Source organism: Ahrensia sp. R2A130, assembly GCF_000179775.1.
Taxonomy (GTDB): domain Bacteria; phylum Pseudomonadota; class Alphaproteobacteria; order Rhizobiales; family Rhizobiaceae; genus Pseudahrensia.
Window position 1 is genome coordinate 720,486 of the sequence record NZ_AEEB01000003.1, and the last position, 22,105, is coordinate 742,590.

General features: G+C 57.0%; 23 protein-coding genes. 7 read left to right on the plus strand and 16 right to left on the minus strand.

What is annotated here, in order from left to right; genetic code table 11:
- Window positions 1–89 precede the first annotated feature (89 nt).
- The 6 genes from nadC to R2A130_RS18925 all read right to left on the minus strand — a co-directional run bounded on the left by nadC (window position 90) and on the right by R2A130_RS18925 (window position 5,211).
- Window positions 90–959 (minus strand): carboxylating nicotinate-nucleotide diphosphorylase, encoded by an 870-nt coding sequence (gene nadC / locus R2A130_RS04280; RefSeq protein WP_009757536.1) that lies wholly within the window; start codon window positions 957–959, stop codon window positions 90–92.
- Window positions 956–2,578 (minus strand): L-aspartate oxidase, encoded by a 1,623-nt coding sequence (locus tag R2A130_RS04285; protein ID WP_009757537.1) that lies wholly within the window; start codon window positions 2,576–2,578, stop codon window positions 956–958. The genes nadC and R2A130_RS04285 overlap by 4 nt, the downstream gene beginning before the upstream one ends.
- 123 nt (window positions 2,579–2,701) lie before the next feature.
- Entirely contained in the window at window positions 2,702–3,055 is a 354-nt protein-coding gene (locus R2A130_RS04290) for a DUF6614 family protein (protein ID WP_009757538.1), read from the minus strand.
- 1 nt (window position 3,056) lies between these two features.
- Window positions 3,057–4,133, minus strand: a complete 1,077-nt coding sequence (gene nadA / locus R2A130_RS04295) for a quinolinate synthase NadA (RefSeq protein ID WP_009757539.1) — start codon at window positions 4,131–4,133, stop codon at window positions 3,057–3,059.
- Between the two features lie 85 nt (window positions 4,134–4,218).
- Window positions 4,219–4,986 (minus strand): 2-keto-4-pentenoate hydratase, encoded by a 768-nt coding sequence (locus R2A130_RS04300; RefSeq protein WP_009757540.1) that lies wholly within the window; start codon window positions 4,984–4,986, stop codon window positions 4,219–4,221.
- Window positions 4,987–5,025: 39 nt separating this feature from the next.
- Window positions 5,026–5,211 (minus strand): hypothetical protein, encoded by a 186-nt coding sequence (locus R2A130_RS18925; RefSeq protein ID WP_247869237.1) that lies wholly within the window; start codon window positions 5,209–5,211, stop codon window positions 5,026–5,028.
- On the opposite strand from R2A130_RS18925, the gene R2A130_RS04305 reads away from it, so the two are divergent.
- A complete protein-coding gene (locus tag R2A130_RS04305) occupies window positions 5,210–6,343 on the plus strand; it encodes an MFS transporter (RefSeq protein ID WP_247869238.1) in 1,134 nt (377 codons plus the stop codon). The genes R2A130_RS18925 and R2A130_RS04305 overlap by 2 nt on opposite strands.
- Here R2A130_RS04305 and R2A130_RS04310 read toward each other — a convergent pair.
- From R2A130_RS04310 to R2A130_RS04340, 7 genes are all read right to left on the minus strand, one after another.
- Window positions 6,340–6,837 carry a PaaI family thioesterase gene (locus R2A130_RS04310; protein WP_009757543.1) on the minus strand — a complete coding sequence of 166 codons (498 nt, stop codon included), beginning with the start codon at window positions 6,835–6,837 and terminating at the stop codon, window positions 6,340–6,342. The genes R2A130_RS04305 and R2A130_RS04310 overlap by 4 nt on opposite strands.
- Before the next feature lie 20 nt (window positions 6,838–6,857).
- Window positions 6,858–7,583 carry a DNA repair protein RecO gene (gene recO, locus R2A130_RS04315; RefSeq protein WP_009757544.1) on the minus strand — a complete coding sequence of 242 codons (726 nt, stop codon included), beginning with the start codon at window positions 7,581–7,583 and terminating at the stop codon, window positions 6,858–6,860.
- Window positions 7,584–7,586: 3 nt separating this feature from the next.
- The gene (gene era, locus R2A130_RS04320) at window positions 7,587–8,522 is read right to left on the minus strand and encodes a GTPase Era (protein WP_040304971.1); all 936 of its coding nucleotides are present in this window, start codon (window positions 8,520–8,522) and stop codon (window positions 7,587–7,589) included.
- Window positions 8,523–8,527: 5 nt separating this feature from the next.
- On the minus strand, window positions 8,528–9,262 hold the full coding sequence (gene rnc, locus R2A130_RS04325) for a ribonuclease III (RefSeq protein ID WP_009757546.1): 735 nt from the start codon (window positions 9,260–9,262) through the stop codon (window positions 8,528–8,530).
- A 3-nt stretch (window positions 9,263–9,265) separates the two neighbouring features.
- Window positions 9,266–10,000 (minus strand): signal peptidase I, encoded by a 735-nt coding sequence (gene lepB, locus R2A130_RS04330; protein WP_009757547.1) that lies wholly within the window; start codon window positions 9,998–10,000, stop codon window positions 9,266–9,268.
- A 97-nt stretch (window positions 10,001–10,097) separates the two neighbouring features.
- Window positions 10,098–10,775, minus strand: coding sequence for a uracil-DNA glycosylase (locus R2A130_RS04335; RefSeq protein ID WP_009757548.1), 678 nt, complete (start codon window positions 10,773–10,775; stop codon window positions 10,098–10,100).
- On the minus strand, window positions 10,772–11,371 hold the full coding sequence (locus R2A130_RS04340; RefSeq protein ID WP_009757549.1) for an NYN domain-containing protein: 600 nt from the start codon (window positions 11,369–11,371) through the stop codon (window positions 10,772–10,774). The genes R2A130_RS04335 and R2A130_RS04340 overlap by 4 nt, the downstream gene beginning before the upstream one ends.
- Before the next feature lie 189 nt (window positions 11,372–11,560).
- Between R2A130_RS04340 and rpoZ the strand changes: the two genes are divergently transcribed.
- From rpoZ to acpS, 4 genes are all read left to right on the plus strand, one after another.
- Window positions 11,561–11,956, plus strand: coding sequence for a DNA-directed RNA polymerase subunit omega (gene rpoZ, locus R2A130_RS04345; protein WP_009757550.1), 396 nt, complete (start codon window positions 11,561–11,563; stop codon window positions 11,954–11,956).
- Window positions 11,957–12,117: 161 nt separating this feature from the next.
- Complete coding sequence (locus tag R2A130_RS04350; protein WP_009757551.1) at window positions 12,118–14,370, plus strand: bifunctional (p)ppGpp synthetase/guanosine-3',5'-bis(diphosphate) 3'-pyrophosphohydrolase; 2,253 nt, start codon at window positions 12,118–12,120, stop codon at window positions 14,368–14,370.
- Window positions 14,371–14,548: 178 nt separating this feature from the next.
- Complete coding sequence (locus R2A130_RS04355) at window positions 14,549–15,139, plus strand: DUF2062 domain-containing protein (RefSeq protein WP_198008609.1); 591 nt, start codon at window positions 14,549–14,551, stop codon at window positions 15,137–15,139.
- Window positions 15,136–15,537, plus strand: a complete 402-nt coding sequence (acpS, locus tag R2A130_RS04360) for a holo-ACP synthase (protein ID WP_009757553.1) — start codon at window positions 15,136–15,138, stop codon at window positions 15,535–15,537. Before R2A130_RS04355 ends, acpS begins: the two co-directional genes overlap by 4 nt.
- A gap of 10 nt (window positions 15,538–15,547) precedes the next feature.
- Here acpS and smpB read toward each other — a convergent pair whose 3' ends face one another.
- Both smpB and dapA read right to left on the minus strand, forming a co-directional pair.
- Window positions 15,548–16,024 (minus strand): SsrA-binding protein SmpB, encoded by a 477-nt coding sequence (gene smpB, locus R2A130_RS04365; RefSeq protein WP_009757554.1) that lies wholly within the window; start codon window positions 16,022–16,024, stop codon window positions 15,548–15,550.
- 38 nt (window positions 16,025–16,062) lie between these two features.
- Entirely contained in the window at window positions 16,063–16,962 is a 900-nt protein-coding gene (gene dapA, locus R2A130_RS04370; protein ID WP_009757555.1) for a 4-hydroxy-tetrahydrodipicolinate synthase, read from the minus strand.
- Window positions 16,963–17,202: 240 nt separating this feature from the next.
- Between dapA and R2A130_RS04375 the strand changes: the two genes are divergently transcribed.
- Entirely contained in the window at window positions 17,203–19,257 is a 2,055-nt protein-coding gene (locus R2A130_RS04375; protein ID WP_050786049.1) for a lytic transglycosylase domain-containing protein, read from the plus strand.
- 66 nt (window positions 19,258–19,323) lie between these two features.
- Entirely contained in the window at window positions 19,324–20,220 is an 897-nt protein-coding gene (locus R2A130_RS04380) for an alpha/beta fold hydrolase (protein ID WP_009757557.1), read from the plus strand.
- Here R2A130_RS04380 and R2A130_RS04385 read toward each other — a convergent pair.
- Window positions 20,217–22,052, minus strand: a complete 1,836-nt coding sequence (locus R2A130_RS04385) for an ABC transporter ATP-binding protein (protein WP_009757558.1) — start codon at window positions 22,050–22,052, stop codon at window positions 20,217–20,219. The genes R2A130_RS04380 and R2A130_RS04385 overlap by 4 nt on opposite strands.
- Between the last annotated feature and the right edge of the window lie 53 nt (window positions 22,053–22,105).

The following is a 22,105-nucleotide window of genomic DNA, read 5'->3' on the forward strand; positions in this document are numbered from 1 at the left end:
GCATCAAAACACGATAGATCACGACAGGAGACTACTGGTCTTTCGTGAAGACAAGGTTTCACAAATTGGCACAGCAGGCTCCGCAACAGCTAGCTTTTGATGCGTATATCCAACCCAAGATCAAGCGTCGGTGCGCTCATGGTAATCTTCGATGTGGAGATCATATCGACGCCTGTCTCGGCGATGCCTTGAATCGTGTCGATGTTCACATTGCCGGATGCTTCGATAGGGATACGCCCATCCACAATGGCAACGCCTTCTCGAAGTTGCTCCAGGCTCATATTATCCAGCATGACAACGTCAGGGCCAGCTTCCAGCGCGATGGAAAGTTGCTCCAGTGTGTCGACTTCGACCTCGATCTTGATGAGGTGACCGGCAAAAGCGCGCGCTTGCGCGATAGCCTGCTGAACACCGCCGCAGACTGCAATGTGATTATCCTTGATCAGGATCGCATCATCCAACCCGAACCGATGGTTGGAACCACCACCGCATTTGACGGCGTATTTTTCAAACGTTCGCAGCCCCGGAATGGTCTTGCGGGTACAGCAAACCTGAGCCGTTGTGTGCTTGATGATGCGCGCAAATTGCGCGGTATAAGATGCGATACCAGACAGGTGGCAGGCGTAGTTCAATGCAACGCGTTCGGCAGCGAGAATAGCGCGAGCCGGGCCTTCGATAATCGCCACGTCCTGACCGGGAGCGAGCGACTCACCGTCTTTAACAAGCGCCTCGAAACTCAACTCAGCGCTTGATTCCCGAAACGCAGCTTCGGCGATTGTGATGCCTGCCAAAACGCCTTCTTCTCGGCTGTTCATCACCGCACGCGCGGTTGCAGAAGCCGGAATGGTGGCATTACTTGTGAGGTCGCCAGCTAGGCCGAGGTCTTCCAGCAGTGCTGCACGAACGGCATCGCGCACCATAACGGGCGGCAAGCTGGGTGCGTGGGGAATAATGCTCATACTGACAATTTCTCACTATTGCCGTTCGCTATCATGTCTTCAGCAAACTGGTCGCCCTGTTTTTTTGTGATGAAGCTGCGCTTGGCCAGTTCCGCCACCGGCTCAGGATAGTCGGTGCGGTAATGACCACCACGGCTTTCGTGGCGGCGAATGGCTGATACCGCGATCATCTTCGCGGTAATCAGCGCGTTATCGAAGCGTTGGCGCTGATTGTTGCGTTCCAGCTCCATAATGATTGCCAGACCGGCCTTCATACCCTCGCCGGTTCTTACCACGCCAAACTCGTCGGACATGGTTTTACGCAACGTTGCCATGGCTTCTGTGTCGGTGCCGTCATCATCAGCTTCGGTCAGTTCCACAGAATCCTGCGCCCATGGATTGAGCTTGTGAGCAGGTAGAAGTCCCTGAATATCTTCGGCGATCCGCGCGGCAAAAACGACCGCTTCCAGCAACGAGTTCGAGGCCAGCCGATTTGCGCCGTGGGCGCCCGTCGATGTCACTTCGCCGCAAGCCCACAGACCATCCAGTGAAGAGCGGCCGTTGGCATCCGTCAGAATTCCGCCCATGAAATAATGCGCGGCGGGAATCACAGGAATAAGCTCGGTCACCGGATCGATGCCATTTTCTTTGCAGTAAGCGAACACTGTCGGGAATTCTTCGGCAAAGGTCGCGCCAACAGCTTCGCGGCAATCCAGCCACGCGCCTTTGCCGGATTTCACCTGTTCAAAGATGCCACGCGCCACCACATCACGCGGCGCAAGTTCGGCATCGTGGTGGATCGGAACCATGAACCGCTCACCAGCGTCATTCACCAATGTGCAACCGTGGCCGCGCAGGGCTTCTGTCGCCAGCGGTGCTGGATCTTTGCCAACATTGATCGCGGTGGGGTGGAACTGCACGAACTCCATATCTGCCAGAATAGCACCAGCGCGCGCGGCCATACCGATACCGCCACCACGGGCTTCGCTGGGATTCGTGGTAACTGAGTAAAGGTGCCCAACGCCGCCGGCAGCCATAACAACGGCCCGCGCGGGCAAACGAATTTTGTTCGGCCCCCTGCCCGCCTGATCACGAGCCACGACCCCATCGACATATTTTCCTTGGGTCAAAATGTCCTGCACCACATAGCCTTCCAGCACACGGATGGATGGCGTGTCGCGTACGGTGGCGACCAGCGCCTCCATTATAGCTTTGCCCGCTTTGTCGCCCTGCACGCCGACGATACGCTCTTCGCTATGGGCAGCTTCCCGCGCCACTTCAAGCCGACCTTCAAGGTCGCGATCAAACGGCACGCCGAAGCGCAGAAGATCATCGATACGGTCTGCAGCCTGACCGGCCATCAGGCGAGCGATGTTCTCGTCCACGGTTCCAGCACCGGCGGTGACGGTGTCAGCGACATGCTTCTCAACCGTATCGCCTTCTTTCACCGCAGCAGCGATTCCCGCCTGCGCCCAGGCGGACGATGCACCGCGCCCCAGCGACGCTGCCGTTAAAATCGTAACGGGTCGCGGCGCTAGTTTCAGCGCGCAAAAAAGCCCGGCGAGGCCGCCACCGATAATGATGACATCATCGGTACCCATCCACGTAACGGGGCGGAGAAATGAAAGCTGTTCGGTCATGGCCGCAAGTCCGTAAGACGCAGCGTCTGCCGGGACACGGCAGCAAGGTGTCCGATCACTATAGCGCGGCTAACGGTGAGGTCGTCAAAAAACCGATGCGACAGATTGATGACACACCGTTTTTTAGAACAATTCTTCCCCGGTTTGCCGCACGGCATCGGGAAAGTCGCGGTAGAGTGCGAATGTGATGTCTTCGATCTTCGAGTTCACGCCGAAATGCATCACTTCCATATCGCCACTTCGCTTGGCTGCGATGGTAAAAGCCGCATCGAGCTGCGCCATATTGCGGACTTCCATGAGCAGCTGAAATTCACCGCCGATGGTCTTAGGCGTCAGGCCGAGCTTGGCGCGCAACAACCGCCAGCCTTCGATCTTCTTCGCTTCGACAAGATGTTCCATCATCCGCGTCAGATCGGCGACGAACTCGAGGTCTTTGGTACCGGGTTTGAGCGAAAAGAACGCCTGATAGACGTCCATATCAATTCTTCAGATTGACCATGCGCTCTACCGCACGTTTGGCCTTTTCCGCCATGGTCGGATCAACCAACACTTCCTCTTTCATCTCCAGCAGACTGTCGAGTATCTTGGGCAGTGTAATGCGCTTCATATGCGGGCAAAGATTGCAGGGCTTGATGAACTCAACGCCCGGCGCCTGTTCCTGAATGTTGGATGCCATGGAACATTCCGTCACCAGAAGAACTTTCGCGCCCGGCTTTTGCGAAGTCGCGTAATCGATCATGCCTTTGGTGGAGCCGGTGAAATCGGCCACGGCGGTCACTTCCAGCGGGCATTCGGGGTGGGCGACGATCTGGATTGCCGGATCGACCTCTTTGTAGGCCAACAATTCCTCGGCGGTGAACCGCTCGTGAACTTCGCAATGGCCTTTCCAGGTCAAGATTTTCACATCGGTCTGTGTCGCGACGTTCTGCGCCAGATATTCATCGGGAATCAGCAGGACCGTATCGACCCCAAAGCTCTCCACCACCTGCACGGCGTTCGATGATGTGCAGCAAATGTCGCTCTCGGCCTTCACGTCGGCAGATGTGTTCACATAGGTGACGATTGGCACGCCGGGGTTGGCCTCACGCAACAACCGCACGTCGGCACCTGTGATCGAATCCGCCAGCGAACAGCCAGCCTTCATGTCGGGGATGAGGACGGTCTTGGACGGGTTCAGCAGCTTCGAAGTTTCCGCCATGAAGTGCACGCCGCATTGAACGATAATATCGGCCTCGACCCGTGTCGCTTCCATCGCCAGTTGCAGCGAATCGCCCGCAATATCAGCCACGCAGTGATAGATTTCCGGCGTCTGGTAGTTGTGGGCCAAAATTGCAGCGTTGCGCTGCTTCTTCAGCTTGTTGATCGCATAGACATATGGCGCGTGGATGGGCCACTCGATCTCGGGAATGTGATGGCGCACCTTTTCGTAAAGCGGGGCTGTCTCGCGCTCCACCTCAGCAGTGAATTCCAGCGATGGGCGCTCAATACGCTCAAAGCTCTTGCCGGACGCGGTGACGAGCGGCTGACTTGCCAGTGCCTGAAGGGATTCGGCCATGATGCGGCCTCCTGATATTCCGTGATCTTAGGTCTATATGCGGTCGCTCATCGCTGCCTGCAAGGTTTGCGGGCGCACAGCTGGCTTACGTGAAGCGCACGCTGACGTTTCCGAAGTCGGCGAATTTCGCCGAATAGGTGGTGCCCGCCTGCGCCGGGACCGGCGGGGTGCAGGTGCCTGTGGACACCCATTCGCCAGCTTCGATGCGGTCGCCCTGCGCGACCAACTGCTCACCCAACCAAACCAGTGAATTGATCGGATCGCCCATAACAGGCTGGCCGTTTCCCGTCTGCACAACTTCGCCGTCGACCATGGATTCCACCACGCCGTCAGCCAAATTTTCAGATGCCCAATCAGCGACTTCATCACCCACGATGAACTGCGAATTGCCTGCGAAATCCAGCGTGATGCCCGTGCCATTCTGGTAAGCGGCGGTGCCTGTGCGGCGACCGATCACTTCGATGGCGGCATGGACGGACGCCACGGCAGAAGTCGCCGTCTCCGCACTTACCGCCTCGCCTTCGGCAGGCCAAGCGCGGGCCATTTTGAATGCGTATTCGGGCTCACAAGCAGCAACCGTCGGTTTCTTCTCAATGGCTCCGCCATTTTCTACCAATGCGCTATCCGGCATGGGACCGAAGAAAGGGGCGGAGATCGCGAAGGCTTTCTGCGCCGCCTCATTGGTCGCGCCGACTTTCCAGCCGATGCGCTTGCCGCCATAGGCCGCGTTGGCCTTGTTCTGGATCGCCATCGCATCTTCGGTGGACAGCCCACCTTCCACCACGGGCAAGTCGGCTTGCACACCGTCTCTACGGGCTGCAACGAGTTGTTCGGCGATGTCATCGAAATTCATGGGTGCGTCTTTCCATCAGGCAAAGGTTCTGCGACAGCTTTAGGCCAACAGCGGCGATAGCGCATCTATTTTCCGGCGCGACACGCGCATGTAAAGCAGCGCAAACCGCGTAAGGAACATCATCATGGCTTCCACAAGCGCCACCCGCTGGGAACCGCCGGTCTGGCTCATTATTACATGCGGTTGCACCATCGCATTGCTGGCTTTCGGTCCGCGTTCTGCCATGGGTTTTTTCCAGGCCCCGATGCTGGCCGACATGGGCTGGACCTCCACGACGTTCGGTCTCGCTATCGCAATTCAGAACCTCGCGTGGGGTTTGGGTCAGCCGGTTTTTGGGGCACTGGCGGACCGTTACGGCGCTTGGAGATCGCTGGCCGCCGGCGGCATCATCTACGCGCTTGGCCTGTTCATCATGGGCACGGCAGAAACCGAAACCGCGCTCCATATCGGCGGCGGCGTGTTGGTCGGTTTGGGCGTTGCAGCGGGTTCGTTTGGCATCATATTGTCGGTTTTCGCGCGCAACGTGTCGCCTGAGAACCGCTCCATCGTCTTCGGCATGGGAACGGCAGCAGGCTCTGCAGGCATGTTCCTGTTCTCGCCGCTGTCAGCCGCTTTGATCGCGAATTTCGGCTGGTCGCACGCCTTGGTGCTTCTGTCCGCGCTCATGCTCATTATTCCCGTGCTCGCAATCCCGCTGTATGGCAGCGCACGGGACGCGCGGATGACGCAAGAAGCGGTTGAGCAAACCATCGGCCAGGCGTTGAGCGAAGCCATGAGCCACCGCTCCTATCTATTGCTCATAACCGGCTTTTTCGTTTGCGGTTTTCAGGTGGCGTTCATCACAGCGCATTTCCCACGCTACATCACCGATCTCGGTTTCAGCGTGAACCTCGCCGTCTGGGGCATAGCGCTCATCGGTCTTTTCAACATCTTCGGATCGCTCGCGTCCGGCGTATTGGGGCAGAAATATTCAAAACCGTGGCTGCTTTCGCTGCTTTATATAGGGCGTTCCATCGCCACCGCAGCATTCCTGCTTTTGCCACCCTCGCCCACTACGGTCATCGTCTATTCCATCATCATGGGCCTGCTCTGGCTTTCGACCGTGGCGCCTACCAATGCGCTGGTCGCCATCATGTTCGGCACTCGGCATCTGGGGCTGTTGGGCGGAGTCGTTTTCCTGTCGCATCAGATCGGATCGTTCCTGGGCGTCTATTTCGGCGGCTATCTGCGCGATACAACTGGCAGCTACGACACCGTTTGGTGGCTGGGCGTGGCGTTGGGCATTTTCGCAGCAATCATCCACATGCCCATTCAGGAAAAGCCAGTCGACAGGCCCGCCATACCGAACGCCGCCTAGACGGGTATTTTGAAGATCGAGCAAGCCTGAACGCCGTGGGCATAAAGCTTGCCGTTCTCATCGGTCAGCGTGGCCTGCGAAGTGGCGATCTGGCGTCCGGGGTGAATGACGCTTCCTTTGGCAAAAAATCTGCCGGTGGTCGGCAAAATGGGGCGCACGAAGTTCACCTTCAGATCGATAGATGTACTGGCATAACCGACCGGACAAAGAGTGTGGACGCAGCAAGCAAGCGCGGAATCCAAAATGGTCGCCGCCCAACCACCATGCACAGTGCCGATGGGATTCATCACACCATCATTGGGCGTACCAGCGAAGGTCACTGCACCTTCTTCGACTTCCAGCATCCGAAAATTCATAGCCACACAAATGCTGGGGCCAGGCAAACGCCCTGCACAAATGCCCTGCATCATTTCCAGGCCAGACATCGTGGCAGCGTCCTTCATAGGTATCGTTCCGATAAGAACCTCATGACCATCAATCACTTCCATCGGCATTAGGTTATCTTTCTGTTGGTTCAGGTTACTGCGCGGATCAGGCTGTCGCGTTCAGCAGGCGGATTTATCCCCCGCGCTCCGAACACGTTGCGATGCAAAAAATGCCCGGTCAACGCGAAGCCCTGCGCTAAAGTTTCTTCATCTGCACCGCTCGTGCGGTCGGCCTGCGCGGTGGTGAGGAATGATGGCAGGGCCAGTAGCCGGTCGCCATAAGGGGCAGCAGCCGCACCGCTAACCGCACGACCGGTGCGCGGTGATACGCTTACAAGATTAGCCCGCGCACCCGTCGCCGCGCAGGCATTGAGGTCGAGGCCGAAGCCCAACTCGTCCAGCAATGCCAGTTCAAAACGGATTACCAATTCGCCCGCCGCGGCAGGATTATCCAGCGCATCCAGAACAAGATCGAGCGTGTCGTAGAGCTGAGGATGAGCATCGCGCTCCGCCAGCAAACGCAGGTGTGAGGCCAAAGTTTGCAGGGCATAAATTGCGTAGTCGGTCTCCATCAACCGCGCCGCTCGCAGGTTGTCGGCTTCTATACGAAACTGACCCAAATGCTCATCGAGCCGTGCACGCCAGGTCGCGGTTACACGGTTCCCCGGCTGTAATATGGGCCGCATAGTGCGGGACCGCCCACCGTGAACGAGGCCTAGATGCCGCCCGCGTTGACGCGTCATCAATTCGGCAACGACACTCGTTTCGCCATGTTTGCGAACGCCCAGAACAATCGCCTGATCGGTCCATTCCATAGGTTATTTCGGGAATTCCAGGCCCATCTCGCGGTAGCGCTCGGGGTCATCGATCCAGTTTTCACGCACCTTCACGAATAGGAAGAGGTGCACTTTGCGGTCCAGCAACTGCTCCAACTCGGTGCGGGCCGCGGTGGAAATCGCCTTAATGACCTCGCCCTTCGCACCGATCACCATCTTTTTGTGTGCCGTGCGCTGAATGTAGATCACCTGATCGATTTTCACCGACCCGTCCTTGCGCTCTTCCCAGCCTTCGACTTCCACATGGGCGCTGTAAGGCAGCTCCTGATGCAAGCGCAGGAAGATTTTCTCGCGGGTAATTTCTGCCGCCAGCATCTTTACCGGCAGATCGGAAATCTGGTCTTCCGGATAAAGATGCGGACCTTCCGGCAGCTCGTCTTTCAGATAGTCCATATAGTCCTCACAACCGTCGCCATTCATGGCCGAGATGAGGAAGGTGCGGTCGAAATTCACGGCCTTGTTGGCTTGGTCGACAAGGGCCAGCAGCTTGTCTCGCTGCACGCGGTCGATTTTGTTCATCAACAAAACCTTGGGCAGATGCACGTTTTTCAGCTTGTCGAGAATACGCTCGGCATCCCCGCGAATACCGCGCTCACTGTCGATCAGCAGGCATATCATGTCTGCGTCTTTTGCCCCGCCCCATGCAGCGTCCACCATGGCGCGGTCCAAACGGCGGCGCGGCTGGAAGATGCCGGGTGTGTCGGCGAAAATGATCTGGGAATTGTCGCGGTTGGCGATACCCCGTACCACCGTGCGGGTCGTCTGCACCTTATGGCTAACGATGGACACTTTCGTGCCAACAAGGCGATTGATAAGCGTCGACTTGCCCGCATTGGGCGCACCGATAAGCGCGACGAAGCCAGCGCGTGACGGTCCCACATCTGCGGTCGGCGCTTCATCGGTCGGCGTGTCGGTCATATCGTTCATCCAGCTTCCTCAATCAGCCCTGCGGCATCTTCTTTCCAAACGCCTTCGCGCAACAGCACAGCACGTGCAGCAGCCTGTTCGGCAGCGCGCTTTGAACGCCCTGCTCCATTGCCTCCCGATACACCGTGAATGGCAACCGAAATTTTAAACAACGGATCGTGGTCCGGACCTGTTTTCTCAACCAGCGTATAGACAGGCGTTTCGCCTGAATGGGTGTGAGCCCATTCCTGCAATGCAGTCTTTGAATCACGAATTCCAGCACCGGTTTCGTGTAAACGACCAGCCCAATAACGGGTGATGAAGTCACGAGCCGGTTCAAGTCCACCATCCAGATAGATAGCAGCGATAACCGATTCAACGACATCGGCCCGCACAGAACGCATCCGTTTTCCGGTAACATGCTTTACGTCATTGCCAGTTGTAATGAAGGCATGGAGACCAATTTCATCAGCAATCGCCGCGCAGGTCTTTCCACTCACCAGAGCATTCAGCCGCACCGACAGCTCGCCTTCCGGCGCGGTAGGAAACGTTTCAAACAACATCTCGGCTATGCAGACGCCCAAAACACGGTCGCCCAAAAACTCCAACCGTTCGTAGTGTGAGTTATCACCCGGCTTGCGGGTGGCGCTGGCGTGGGTAAGTGCGCGTTTCAAGCGATCATGGCTGGCGAATGTGTAGCCAATCAGCTCTTCAAGCTCGGCAATCCGGTTGGTGCTTTTGCGCGCAGACAAACCCTACAGACCTTTGAAAATGCGGTCCCAGCGCATATCCGATGGCCAATTCCAAATCTGCCAAGCCGGTGTGCCATCCTTCAAGGAAAGGAAGATGACCTGCGCTTTACCGACCAGATTTTCGGCAGGTACCATGCCCACATCGAAGCGGCTGTCCGCAGAATTATCGCGGTTGTCTCCAAGGAAAAAGTAATGCGCTTCCGGAACCACAAATGCTTCCGTGTTGTCGGCCACCGTACCGGGGTCGAAGTCTATGGTTTCGTAGCTTCGGCCACTGTCCTGCGTTTCGATATAAATCGGTGTGGAACGGCGAGAACCTTCGTCCACGAACACGCCTTGCTCGCCCCGGGTGACGGCTTTGTCATTCACGTAAACCACACTGTCGCGCATCTGCACCGTGTCACCCGGCAGCCCAATCACGCGCTTGATGTAGTCTTTGCTGGTGTCGTTGGGGTATTTGAACACGACGACATCGCCGCGTTCGGGAATGCCTTCCCACACACGCCCCTCAAACGGCCCTAGGCTGAACGGGAAGGAATGCTTGGAATATCCATAGCTCCACTTCGACACAAAAATGTAGTCGCCCACCAGCAGCGTCGGCTTCATAGAGCCTGACGGTATGTTGAACGGCTGGAACAGGAATGTGCGAAGCACGACGGCCAATAGCAGTGCCTGAATGATAACAGACACGGTCTCCCAGACGGCATTTTCTTCTTTAGGCGGACGAGTTGCGGCCACGCGATGCGCTCCAGCTGGCCGCGATTGCTGCGGCGGGAAAAGGCAGGGTGCTTATGCCGACTGCCGGGCCATGCGGCAAGCCGCAAAGATTGATCTGTTAGCCGTCAGCCAAAGCGCGGGCGCGGGCAAACACATCTTCGAACATTTGGGGCGTCAGACGACCGGTATTCGTGTTGTAGCGCGAGCAATGATAACTCGACACCACAGCATAGCCGCCCATCGCAGTTTCTCGATTGTGACCAAAGGGATGGGCTGCCACCCGCTCGCCCAAAGTACGCGACAGGCTGTCATGGGCGATCTTGCCCAACGTCACCATGACTTTGAGATTCGGCAACTCATCCAGCGTCTGCGTAAGAAACTGGCGACAAGTGTTGATCTCGGCTCCAACAGGTTTGTTTTGCGGCGGTACGCAACGCACCGCATTGGTGATTGCACAGCCCTTCAATTTCAAACCATCACCGGGATGAGCTGCAAACGTGCCTTCGGTGAAGTCGAACTTATCGAGAGTTGCGTAAAGAAGATCGCCAGCCCAATCGCCGGTGAAAGGACGCCCCGTTGCATTTGCACCCTTCATTCCAGGTGCAAGACCGACCACAAGCAGTTTAACGCTCTTGGCGCCGCCATCGGCTGCATCCGGCCCCCAACTTGGTACGGGACCATTGTAAAAATGCGGATATTTTTCCTGCGACTCGTGACGAAATTCCACCAGTCGTGGGCAAAGCGGGCAATCGCGCAGCGGGTCGGCTAGCGCAAGGCCTGAATGTTCAGCGGTCAATCATCATCACCGTAATTATCGTCATCATCAAACTCATCTTCTGCCGGTTTTGCCCGTGCCGAACGGTCACCGCCACTTCGACCGATTTCATCCTGCAGGCTTTTCAGATCGATGAACACATCTGCCTGTCGGCGCAACTCATCTGCAATCATCGGCGGCTGGCTGGATGTAGTGGAAACAACAGTCACCCGCCTGCCTTTTCGCTGCAAAGATTCCACCAAAGCACGGAAATCGCCATCGCCGGAAAACAGCACGAAATGGTCTACCGTGTCGGCGAGATCGAGCGCATCTACCGCCAGTTCGATGTCCATATTGCCCTTTACCTTGCGCCGACCGGAAGCATCAGTGAATTCCTTGGCCGGCTTGGTGATCACGCGGTAGCCATTGTAGTCCAGCCAATCGATCAGCGGACGGATTGCGGAATACTCCTGATCCTCCACCAAAGCCGTGTAATAATAAGCCCGCAACACGTAGCCGCGCTTCTGGAAAGCTACCAGCATTTGCCGGTAGTCGATGTCGAACCCCAATGCCCGCGACGTGGCGTAAAGGTTCGCGCCATCAATCATCAATGCGATTTTTTCTCGTTCGTCGAACATGCGGCTCTCGCTTTTCCTGCTGTCAGATTTCACAACTCTTACCCCTGCAACCGCCTAACGGCAGATTTGGTTCAAATGGCGGGTCATCAGTGACGGTTTGCCTTGCTTTCGCCCACACTACACAGTAGTCAACGCCCAATCGCTTTTTTCCGAAAATACAAGCACTCACCACAAGTCAGGGGGCTGTCCATGGCACGCGTCACCGTTGAAGACTGCATCGACAAAGTATCCAACCGTTTCGAACTCGTACTGCTGGCCAGCCACCGCGCTCGCCAAATCTCGTCCGGTGCGATGATATCCGTTGATCGTGACAATGATAAAAACCCTGTCGTTGCTCTACGCGAAATTGCTGACGAGCAGCTTTCGCCCGGCGATCTGAAGGAAGATCTGATCCATTCGCTGCAGAAGCACGTTGAAGTGGACGAAGCCGAGGACGTGATGGAAACACCGATCACAGCCGAAGGCGAAACTGCCGATAAACCAGAAGATGCGCCCGCACTCGTTACCTTCGACAACATGTCTGAAGAAGATCTGCTGTCGAGCCTGCAGAATCTTGTTGCGCCGGAAAAAACCGACGACTTCTAGGTTCAGAGCGTCACTAAAGTCTCAAAAAGGCCGACAGCTAACCCTGTCGGCCTTTTTTGTTGTCAAAACGCGAATAGAACAGGTTCTAGCGCTTGTAACGCCACGCCCCAAACATCATGCTTTTAATGTGGTTTTGAGCAAGGTTGTTGGAACATGCGCACATGATGCGCCAGACGGAACTTTTTGAACGGGTACAGTCCTATATTCCCGGTGCCGATCAGGAATTGTTGGACCGTGCCTACGTCTACGCGATGCACCAGCACCGCCACCAAACCCGCACATCCGGCGACCCGTATTTTACCCATCCGTTGGAAGTGGCGTCCATCGTCACGGACCTGAAACTTGATCAAGCCAGCGTAGTTGCCGCACTGCTTCACGACACCATCGAAGACACCGATTCCACCCGTGCCGAAATCGATGCGAAATTTGGCAAGGAGATCGGTGAGCTCGTACAAGGACTGACGAAGCTCAAGGGAATCGAACTGGTTTCCAAGAAAACACGGCAAGGCGAAAATCTGCGTCGCCTGCTCATCGCCATTGCGGATGATGTGCGTGTGCTGCTGGTGAAACTCGCTGACCGCCTGCACAACATGCGTACCCTGCACCACGTTCCACCTGATAAGCGTGAACGAATTAGCCAAGAAACCATGGACCTCTACGCGCCGCTGGCCGGGCGCATGGGCATGCAATCCATACGTGAAGAATTGGAGGAGCTTTCCTTCCAAAACCTGCACCCGGACGCCCACGCATTAATGCATGAAAAGCTGGCGGAGATGCGCGAACGAACCCGCAGTCTGGTAGAAGAAATCGAAAGAACCGTCGTGAGCGACCTAGCCGCTGCCGACATTACCGCGACAGTTAAAAGTCGCTACAAGCGCCCCTACTCCATCTTCCGCAAAATGGATCGCAACTCGGTCTCCTTCGAGCAACTCTCCGACCTGATCGGCTTTCGCGTCATCGTCGAGCGCGATGAAGAATGTTACGCTGCGCTGGGCGTGGTGCATATGCGCTACCGCGCAGTGCCGGAGCGCTTTAAAGACTATATCTCGACGCCAAAGCAGAACGACTATCGCTCTCTCCACACCACCGTCATTGGGCCATCCAATGAACGTGTCGAGCTTCAAATCCGCACCCACGGCATGAACGAAATTGCCGAACAAGGCATCGCGGCGCATTCACTTTATAAAGACGGCATCTACAACGCGGACGATTTCGAGAACCGGGCGAAATCCGAATTGCTACCAGAAAGCCGTGCCTATGCGTGGCTGCGGCGCACGGTCGAATCATTATCCGATCCCGACCATCCCGATGATGTGATGGAGCAGACCAGACTGGAACTGTTTCACGACCAGGTCTTCTGTTTCAGCCCCAAAGGCCGCCTGATCGCATTGCCGCGTGGCTCAACCGCCATCGACTTTGCCTATGCCGTTCATACAGATGTGGGCAATTCCTGCTCATCCGCCCAGATCAACGGCCGCCCTGCCCCTGCCATTACCCAGTTGAAAAATGGTGATGAGGTCAACATCGTCCGAGGCTCTCACAAGGTGCCACCTGCGGCGTGGGAAAATGTCGTTGTTACAGGCAAGGCCCGCGCAGGCATTCGCCGCGCCACCCGTGAAGAAAGCATCCAGCGCTATTCCGGCATGGGCGAAAAAATCCTGAAATCCACCTTCGCCAGCGGCGGCAAGACATTCGAACCTGCCAAACTTGAGGCCGTATTGCCAAAACTTGCGCGCCCCAGTGTCGCCGACGCCCTTGCAGCCGTCGGACGCGGCGAACTGCCCGCGCTCGACGTTATGACCGCCGTCTTTCCGGATTATCGTGTGGAACGTGTGGGCGCATCGACAAAACCGTCCGGCGACGGTTGGTTCAATATGTCTGGCCTGTCAGGTGCTGCAGATTTCATGTTCCGTCTACCCGGCAGGCGGCGTGAAAAATATGCGGAAGCCGCAGAGGCGCTCAGCAACGCCATTCCCGTTGTGGGCGCATCGGGCAAGGCGGTATCAATGAACGAAGAAATAGGCGCAGTGCCGGGAGACCGCATTGTCGGCATTCTGAAGCCAGGCGAAGGCATCGTCGTCTATCCTATCGGTGCTGAAGCACTAACGGAGTTCGAAGACCTATCCGACGAATGGCTAGACCTGCGCTGGGACCTCGCACCGCAAAGCAACGAGCGTTTTCCAGCAAAAATCGATGTGATTGCCGTAAACGCTCCCGGCACTTTGGCACGGGTTTCAGACATTATCGGTTCGGCAGACGCCAACATCACCAACCTGTTCATGTCACCGCAGGACGCTAACCTGACGCGTTTGGTTTTCGGTGTCGAAGTGTGGGATTTGAAACATCTATCGCGTTTGCTGCGGGACATAAGAGTGTTGGATGTCGTCACCACGGTCGAAAGGTCCATGGGTTGAAACGATTCACTATCAATCGCCACATCTACCGCCATAGTGCGATCACATACCGTGCGTTAACAGCACTGGGTTAGAACAAGGGCAGATCGCGCGGTGTGGGGCCGTGCGGGAATGGGAAGTTGCGTAAGAAATGCTGATGAAAAGGCGCATAAAACCCACTTGGTGGGAGACGTGCCGGGTGCTGATCTGGCCCCGCCGCTCTTGGTTGCGTTCCGGTCGCTACGTGACCAAACGCATCCTGCGCCTAACTGCTACTCCTCATGCTGTGGCAGGCGGCGTTGCAGTGGGGGTTTTCACATCCTGCACACCGTTCATGGGCCTCCACTTTTTCGTCGCCGCTATTCTCGCTTGGTTGATACGGGGCAACGTCATCGCCTCGGCGCTCGGCACGTTTTTCGGCAATCCATTGTCCTTCCCGCTCATCTGGGTCGGTGCCTATGAGCTCGGCAGTTTCCTGTTGGGGCAAAAGGCCGTGAAGGGTGATGAAGGACTGATCGCAGCTTTGAAATCTCTGGGAAAAGCCGCCGCTCATTTCGATTGGGACGCTTTCGGCTTCGCGTTTAACCGGCTGTTGGAGCCCGTCCTGTGGCCGATGTTGGTGGGTGGTTCACTCATGGGTTTGTTTTTCGCGATCCCGATATATTTCATCGTTCGCCGAACTGCAGTCCTTTTCCGTGAGGCGCGGCAGGCCAAACTCATGGCCAAGGCCATCGAACTTCGCGACAGGGCGCGCAACGCCGCACCCAAAGGCAATGTGAGCGAAGCATGATCATCGGCCTCGGCAGCGACCTGATGGACATTCGCCGCATCGAGAAATCTCTGGAACGGTTCGGCGATCGCTTCACCAACCGCATTTTTACCGAGGCCGAACAGGCAAAATCAGATCGCCGCAAAAACCGCGCTGCGTCATATGCAAAGCGTTTTGCGGCTAAAGAGGCTTGTTCCAAGGCGCTAGGCACAGGCCTCGCCAAAGGCGTGTTCTGGTGCGACATGGGTGTGGTGAATCTGCCCGGCGGAAAGCCCACAATGAAGCTGACCAATGGTGCGGAAGAGCAACTCTTCGCTTTGATGCCGGAGGGCACGGAGCCATTTATTCACGTCACCATCACCGATGATTTTCCGTGGGCTCAGGCCTTCGTCATCATCGAGGCGCGGCCCGTTTCCTAGAGAAGCCCGTCTAACCGCGATCCCGCAACAGACGGCCCTTCTCACGATTCCAATCGCGTTTCTTTTCGGTATCGCGTTTGTCGTGGTTCTTTTTACCCTTACCTAAGCCGATTTCCAGCTTAGCCATGCCACGGTCGTTAAAGTAGAGCTTTAAGGGCACCAACGTCATGCCATCACGGGCAATGGCTTGAGACAGTCGCGAGATTTCACGCTTCGACATCAGCAATTTACGGCGACGACGTGGCTCGTGGTTGAAACGATTGGCTTGCAGATATTCGGGAATATAGCCGTTGATCAGCCACATCTCGCCGTCTTCGAAATTAGCGTAGCTTTCCGCAATGTTCGCCTTGCCGGTGCGTAGCGATTTCACTTCGGTACCGTGCAGCATCAACCCCGCCTCGAAGTTATCTTCGATAGCATAATTGTAGCGCGCTTTGCGGTTCTCAGCGACGATCTTGCCGACGCCTTCAGCTTTCTTCTTCGCCATAAAGTGGCTGGTCCTTTGATTGGCAGGCGCGGCGTTAGCTAGTTCAGCAATCCGGCATGTACCATCGCAGCGCGCACGCGTTGCTCGGTTTCTGTAGAAATCGGCACGATGGGCAAACGCATGATGTTCTTCATCTTGCCCAGCAGTTCCAACCCATATTTAGCGCCGCCCGGGCTGGGTTCAAGGAACATGGCCGTATGAAGCGGCATCAAGCGGTCCTGCAGCTCCAGCGCCAGCTCACGATTTCCCGCAGCAAGCGCTGCCTGAAATTCAGAACACAGGCGCGGTGCAACGTTTGCTGTCACCGAGATGCAGCCGACACCGCCATGGGCGCGATGGCCGAGAGCAGAACCGTCTTCGCCGGTGAACTGAATGAAATCAGCACCACAAGTCGCGCGCTGCAAACTGGCTCTGGCAACGTCGCCCGTGGCATCTTTGATACCGACGATATTGTCATTGACCTTCGCCAATTCGCCAACGGTTTCAGGCGAAATATCAACGATAGAACGACCCGGCACGTTATAAAGAATGATGGGCAGCGACGTGGATTTCGCCACCGCGTCGAAATGGGCGAACATGCCGCGCTGGTTCGGCTTATTGTAGTAAGGCGTCACCACCAGCAGCGCATTGGCACCGGCTTTCTCGCCGTGCTGGGCAAATTCTATAGCGGCAGCCGTGTTGTTGGAACCTGCACCTGCAATAACCGGCACGCGGCCAGCAGAGACCTCAATGCAGATATCGACAACGCGCTTGTGCTCTTCATGCGTGACGGTGGGGCTTTCACCGGTCGTACCCATGGGAACGAGGCCATTGGTACCTTCGGAAATCTGCCATTCCACAAAGTCTGCAAATCCCTTCTCGTCCACCGATCCGTCAGTGTTGAACGGTGTAGCAAGGGCGGGAAACGAGCCGGTGAAAGCTGAGGCAGAAAAGGACACGGGTTATGCTCCGGAGAAATAAAATACTGCGCGGGTGGCGCGGCGCGACCATAGGCATCGCCCCCCGTCGCGGCAACCATTGCCTCCACCAACTGCCGCGACGATCTGCACCAAGGTAAATACAAACTAACCGGTTGCGGTAAGGTTTGCTTAACCTGCCGGAAACCGTTTGCCGTCATGGTGCCACTTTCGACCTGATCATGCCGTGTTGGCATGGGCAAATATGTTGAGGCGGCAGATATGACGACATCATCGAAACGTTGGACGACCGGCTGCGCGGTGGCAGCTCTCATCGCCACGGGCATGGCCTTACCATTCGCCGCCACCCATGTGGCCGCCGCCAAAACCTATGGCAGCGCCGCCAGCCTCACCAACACAAACGGCAAGTCCCAAGCCAGCGACAACGCAAGTGCGTCCAAAACGCTGAAGGCCGGTCTTGCCGCCGTGAAGCGTGGCCGCACCGGCGAAGCCATGTCAGCGCTTTCCAGACTGTCCAAAACCTCACTCGAATATCGCGTATTGAGCTGGACATTGGCCGTTTCAGGCAAAAACCTCGATGCCATGTGGATTGCAGGTGTTGCGGCACAACTTCCCCATTGGCCTGCCCAAAAGACCATGCGCGCCAACATTGAACGCGCGTTGATCAAATCCACCACTGGCGAAGCGCTGGCCGTTGCCTTCAGCGCGACCGAACCTGTTACCGATGAAGGCCGCATCGCGCTGGCCAAGGCACATCTTGCCGCCGGTCGCACGAAATCCGCATTTAGCATTATCGCTCCTGTATGGCGTGGCAGCAAACTGGACGCCAAAACCGAGCGCACCATCGAACAACGCTTCGGTCGCATTCTCACCCGTGCCGACTATCGCGCCCGTGTTGAAATGCTGCTGTCCAAACGTCGCTTGCGCGGCGCAGAGCGTCTGGCAGGCAAAGCGGGCGTGACCCACATGGTCGCCGCGCGCATCGCGGTGGAACGCAAGAACCGCGACGCAGGCAAGCGCATTGCTGCCGTACCAAAGAGCCAGCAGAACAATTCGATGCATCTGCTGACGAAAGCGATGTACGACACACGGCGCGAACGCATCACCAACGCTTCCAACGCGCTGTTGGCCATTGATCCCAAGTCGCTGTCGGCACCAGTCGCAAAGCAAGTCTGGACGCAACAGCGCATCGTCATATCCGATCTGCTGGAGGCGAACAAAACCCACCTCGCTTATCGGCTAGCAGCCCACAACACACCCAAATCTGCGCGCCGGCAATTGGACCAAGCTTTCAAAGCTGGTTGGATCGCACTGCGTAAGCGCGGAGATGCGAAGACCGCGCAAAGCCATTTCGCTCGTTTGATAAAAATGGCCGGCACACCACTCAGCAAATCGCGCGGTCACTACTGGTTGGGCCGCAGCTATGCCGCCAACGGCGAAAAATCCAACGCCACGGTGTCTTACCGCCGCGCTGCAGAACACGACACCACATATTACGGCCAGCTTGCGGCCCGCGAATTGGGGCGCAAGTCGATCAACATTTCCAAGGGCAACGCCAGCGGCGGTGACCGCAAGACGTTTGCGAAATACGAGCTGGTGAAAGCCATCGCGAAGCTTGAATCTGGTGGCCATGCCAGCCGCGCCCGCATCATCTACCGCCATCTAGGCCGCCATATAGAAGACGCTGGCGAACTCGCCTTGCTGGCAGCAAGGGCAGAAAAACGCGGCGACTACCAATTATCACTTCAAGTTGGCAAAGCCGCTTTCCTGCGCGGTCGCGGTGCGGACCGTCTCGCCTGGCCGCTGGGCGCGATTTCGCGCCAGACGAAAACAAGCGGTGCCGGCCTGCCTCTTGCTTACGCAATCGCGCGGCAGGAAAGCACATTTCAGATCGATGCCCGTTCCCCTGCAAACGCGCTCGGCCTCATGCAACTGCTGCCGACAACGGCCAAACGCACCGCGCAATCTATCGGCATCCGCTATTCGCGCAGCAAACTCACCACGGATGCCAGCTACAATGCCCGGCTCGGCACCGCATTTCTCGATCAACAAATGGATCGTTTCGGAGGTTCGTTCGTGCTGACCTTTGCCGCTTATAACGCCGGGCCACGCCGTGCTGCAGAATGGATCGAGCGCTTTGGTGACCCCCGTGGCGCAAAGCTCTACACGGTTATCGACTGGGTGGAGACGATCCCCTATTCGGAAACCCGCAACTATGTGCAGCGTGTGATGGAAAATTATCAGGTCTATAAGACCCGTCTCAAAGGTGGACGCCTGACCATTTCCGAAGACATTCGCGCAGGTCGTCGCGGCTAGGTCTCTTGCGGCAACGTTTATGCTGTTTCAGGGTTAGGTCCTAATTACCCGCCAGCGCTGGACACCATGAGCGACCAAGAAGCACAAGATATCACCCGCACGTCCTTTTCGCTCGCCATGCGCGACGGGGAGATACTGCACGGCTGGCGTTATACCCGATCCGATGGCGGAACCGGCAGCTGCAATCACCTGTTGGCGCTTCATGGAGAGTTGGGGAACGCACGACAGCTGACATTAATTGCTCACGCAGCTTTGGCGCAAACGAATGGACCTGCGTCGATCATAACCCCTGACATGCGGGGCCGTGGCCGCTCCAGCAGCGCAAAGGCTGCGGGAACGGATGTTCAAACGGACGCGGCCGATCTGATTTCGATCTGCGACGGCTTGAACTTGCATCACGTGGACATGCTGGTCAGCGGACGGTCTGCAGGTATCCTTTTCAACGCCCTGCCCGGCCGTCCCACCCTTTGCCGCAAGGTCGTGTTCAACGATGGCGCGCCCGCCTTCGACCCCGTCGGTATCGCAGCGCACACAGCACGCATCCAGCGCGGTGGCGAACCGGCAACTTGGGAAGAGGCCGTGGAACGCCTCACCGCCGGACGATCACAGTTTTTGGAAGGCCGCAGCGCCGACGAGTTGAAAGCCTACGCCCGTGCGATCTGGCGCGATGACAACGGTAAACCCGTGCGAGACCGTTCCCGCGATCTCGTGCGCGATTCCAACAGCGGCAGCTTCGACGACAAACAGCCAGAATATTGGAAAGAACTGGCGATCCTTAAAGACCGGCCCGTTTTGCTTATTCACGGCGAGCAATCGAAGCTGGTCACCAACAAAGAAGTTACGGCCATGAAGGAAAGTCTCGGCAACAATCTCACCGTCGTCGAAGCATCTGGTCAAGGTCATCCGCCTGAGCTGGCAGCAGGACAGCTGCCCAAAACCGTGACAGACTTTCTCGCAGCCTAAATATCGAGAAACCCGCCCGACTGTCGCGCCCAAAGATCAGCGTATAACCCACCTGTCAGCAGCAACTCGTCATGCGTTCCACTTTCGACAATCCGGCCATCTTCCACCACCACCAGCCGGTCCAGATGAGCGATGGTGGACAACCGGTGGGCGATAGCGATGACGGTTTTACCGCGCATCAACTCAGCCAGATTTTCGTTGATCGCGGCCTCAACTTGAGAATCCAGTGCGGAAGTCGCTTCGTCCAAAAGCAATATCGGCGCATTGCGCAGGAACACGCGGGCGAGCGCGATCCGCTGTCGCTGACCACCGGAAAGCTTCACTCCACGTTCGCCCACATGAGCATCGAGGCCTGTGCGTCCTTTGGCGTCGCGCAGCACTTCGATGAACCCGTCTGCCTGCGCCTGTCGTGCAGCATCCCACACCGCTTCATCGCTCACATCGCTCATACCGAACGCGATATTGTCTCGCACGCTGCGATGCAGAAGCGCCGTATCCTGAGACACCATACCTAGGGCTGAACGAAGCGATGTCTGGGAAACCTTGGCGATCTCCTGCCCATCAATTTCGATGGCCCCGGCATCAAGATCGTTGAAGCGCAGCAAGAGGTTAAGCAGCGTCGTCTTGCCTGCACCCGATGGCCCCACGATGCCCAGCTTTTCTCCAGGTGCGATAGCAAGGTCGAAATTCTCAAGAACCGAAGACGCCCCCTCATAGGCAAAATCAACTTTGCGAAACGCAACTGCCGCGTCTCTCACAACCAGTTCAGAAGCATCGGCTGCATCAACGATTGTCGGTCGCTGGGAAATGAGCGCAGCGCTGTTTTGAACGGTGCCAAAATTGCGGAACAAGCCGTTCAATAGCCCCAACAACCGTCCCATTAGCAGGTTCAGTCGCAGGCAAAGCGCCAGTGCGATTGCTACCGAACCGGCGGTTAACTCTCCAAGCGAAAACAACCAAAGAGCCATAGCCGCCACAACAACCAGCATGGTGCTGGACACAGCCTGAAACGCGATCCGCATACCGGCAATGGCACGGGTAAAGCGGCGCAGTAGCACCAGAACATCATCCCAAGCGGCGCGAATGTAGTCGTCATTGGCAGCTTCGGCAGCATGCAGCTTCACGGTGCGGATATTGCCGTAGCCATCCACCAGACGCCCTGTCAGCACAGCGGTTTGTTCAGCCATGCGCCTACCCCGATCACGCACCCGCGGCACTGCTACGCGCGCGATAACGGCGACCAGAACCAACCACAACAAGACAGGCAGCATCAGACGCCAATCAAGGCCTGCAATGACCACCAGCGTCGTCAATGCGAAAATCGATATGAACCAGATGATCTGGAGCAACGACACCATGAAGTCGCCGGACGCTTGCCCAGACTGCCAAACTTTCTGCGAGATACGCCCGGCCATCTCGTCATCAAAGAACCCGACGTCCTGACGTGAAACAGCAAGGTGAGACTGCCAGCGCACCAGCGTAAAAAACTCAGGCACAACAATTTGCTCTTCCACGACCGCAGTCGCCGTAGCGATGATAGTGCGGATCACGGCCACAAGAACGGCCATGGCGATGAGCGTGGTCGCGTTGTCGGTGAAAATTGCAGACGCCTCTCCGCCATTCATCATGTCGACGATCAAACCAACGAAGATGAACAGGAGAGCTTCGACCAGAGCGGTGGCTCCCCCCAACCCCAACATGGCCGTAAATGACCAAGGCGTCTGCCTTGCGAAATGGGCGAGAAAGCCCAAACCCGGCGCGGGCGGTGGGCCTTGGTCTGTGCGCTCGAAGGGGCGGCCAAAGGCTTCAAAGAATCGAAAGAATGCGTCCATCCTCACCTTGTAGCGGCCACACGACACAACGTCGCCCGTGGCATGATCGACAG

Bases quoted from the DNA above. Each gene is read 5' to 3' on its own strand.
- nadC (WP_009757536.1), bottom strand. From the start codon at position 959: ATGAGCATTATTCCCCACGCACCCAGCTTGCCGCCCGTTATGGTGCGC.
- R2A130_RS04285 (WP_009757537.1), bottom strand. From the start codon at position 2,578: ATGACCGAACAGCTTTCATTTCTCCGCCCCGTTACGTGGATGGGTACC.
- R2A130_RS04290 (WP_009757538.1), bottom strand. From the start codon at position 3,055: ATGGACGTCTATCAGGCGTTCTTTTCGCTCAAACCCGGTACCAAAGAC.
- nadA (WP_009757539.1), bottom strand. From the start codon at position 4,133: ATGGCCGAATCCCTTCAGGCACTGGCAAGTCAGCCGCTCGTCACCGCG.
- R2A130_RS04300 (WP_009757540.1), bottom strand. From the start codon at position 4,986: ATGAATTTCGATGACATCGCCGAACAACTCGTTGCAGCCCGTAGAGAC.
- R2A130_RS04305 (WP_247869238.1), top strand. From the start codon at position 5,210: ATGGGTTTTTTCCAGGCCCCGATGCTGGCCGACATGGGCTGGACCTCC.
- R2A130_RS18925 (WP_247869237.1), bottom strand. From the start codon at position 5,211: ATGGCAGAACGCGGACCGAAAGCCAGCAATGCGATGGTGCAACCGCAT.
- R2A130_RS04310 (WP_009757543.1), bottom strand. From the start codon at position 6,837: ATGCCGATGGAAGTGATTGATGGTCATGAGGTTCTTATCGGAACGATA.
- recO (WP_009757544.1), bottom strand. From the start codon at position 7,583: ATGGAATGGACCGATCAGGCGATTGTTCTGGGCGTTCGCAAACATGGC.
- era (WP_040304971.1), bottom strand. From the start codon at position 8,522: ATGACCGACACGCCGACCGATGAAGCGCCGACCGCAGATGTGGGACCG.
- R2A130_RS04340 (WP_009757549.1), bottom strand. From the start codon at position 11,371: ATGTTCGACGAACGAGAAAAAATCGCATTGATGATTGATGGCGCGAAC.
- rpoZ (WP_009757550.1), top strand. From the start codon at position 11,561: ATGGCACGCGTCACCGTTGAAGACTGCATCGACAAAGTATCCAACCGT.
- R2A130_RS04350 (WP_009757551.1), top strand. From the start codon at position 12,118: ATGATGCGCCAGACGGAACTTTTTGAACGGGTACAGTCCTATATTCCC.
- acpS (WP_009757553.1), top strand. From the start codon at position 15,136: ATGATCATCGGCCTCGGCAGCGACCTGATGGACATTCGCCGCATCGAG.
- smpB (WP_009757554.1), bottom strand. From the start codon at position 16,024: ATGGCGAAGAAGAAAGCTGAAGGCGTCGGCAAGATCGTCGCTGAGAAC.
- R2A130_RS04375 (WP_050786049.1), top strand. From the start codon at position 17,203: ATGACGACATCATCGAAACGTTGGACGACCGGCTGCGCGGTGGCAGCT.
- R2A130_RS04380 (WP_009757557.1), top strand. From the start codon at position 19,324: ATGAGCGACCAAGAAGCACAAGATATCACCCGCACGTCCTTTTCGCTC.
- R2A130_RS04385 (WP_009757558.1), bottom strand. From the start codon at position 22,052: ATGGACGCATTCTTTCGATTCTTTGAAGCCTTTGGCCGCCCCTTCGAG.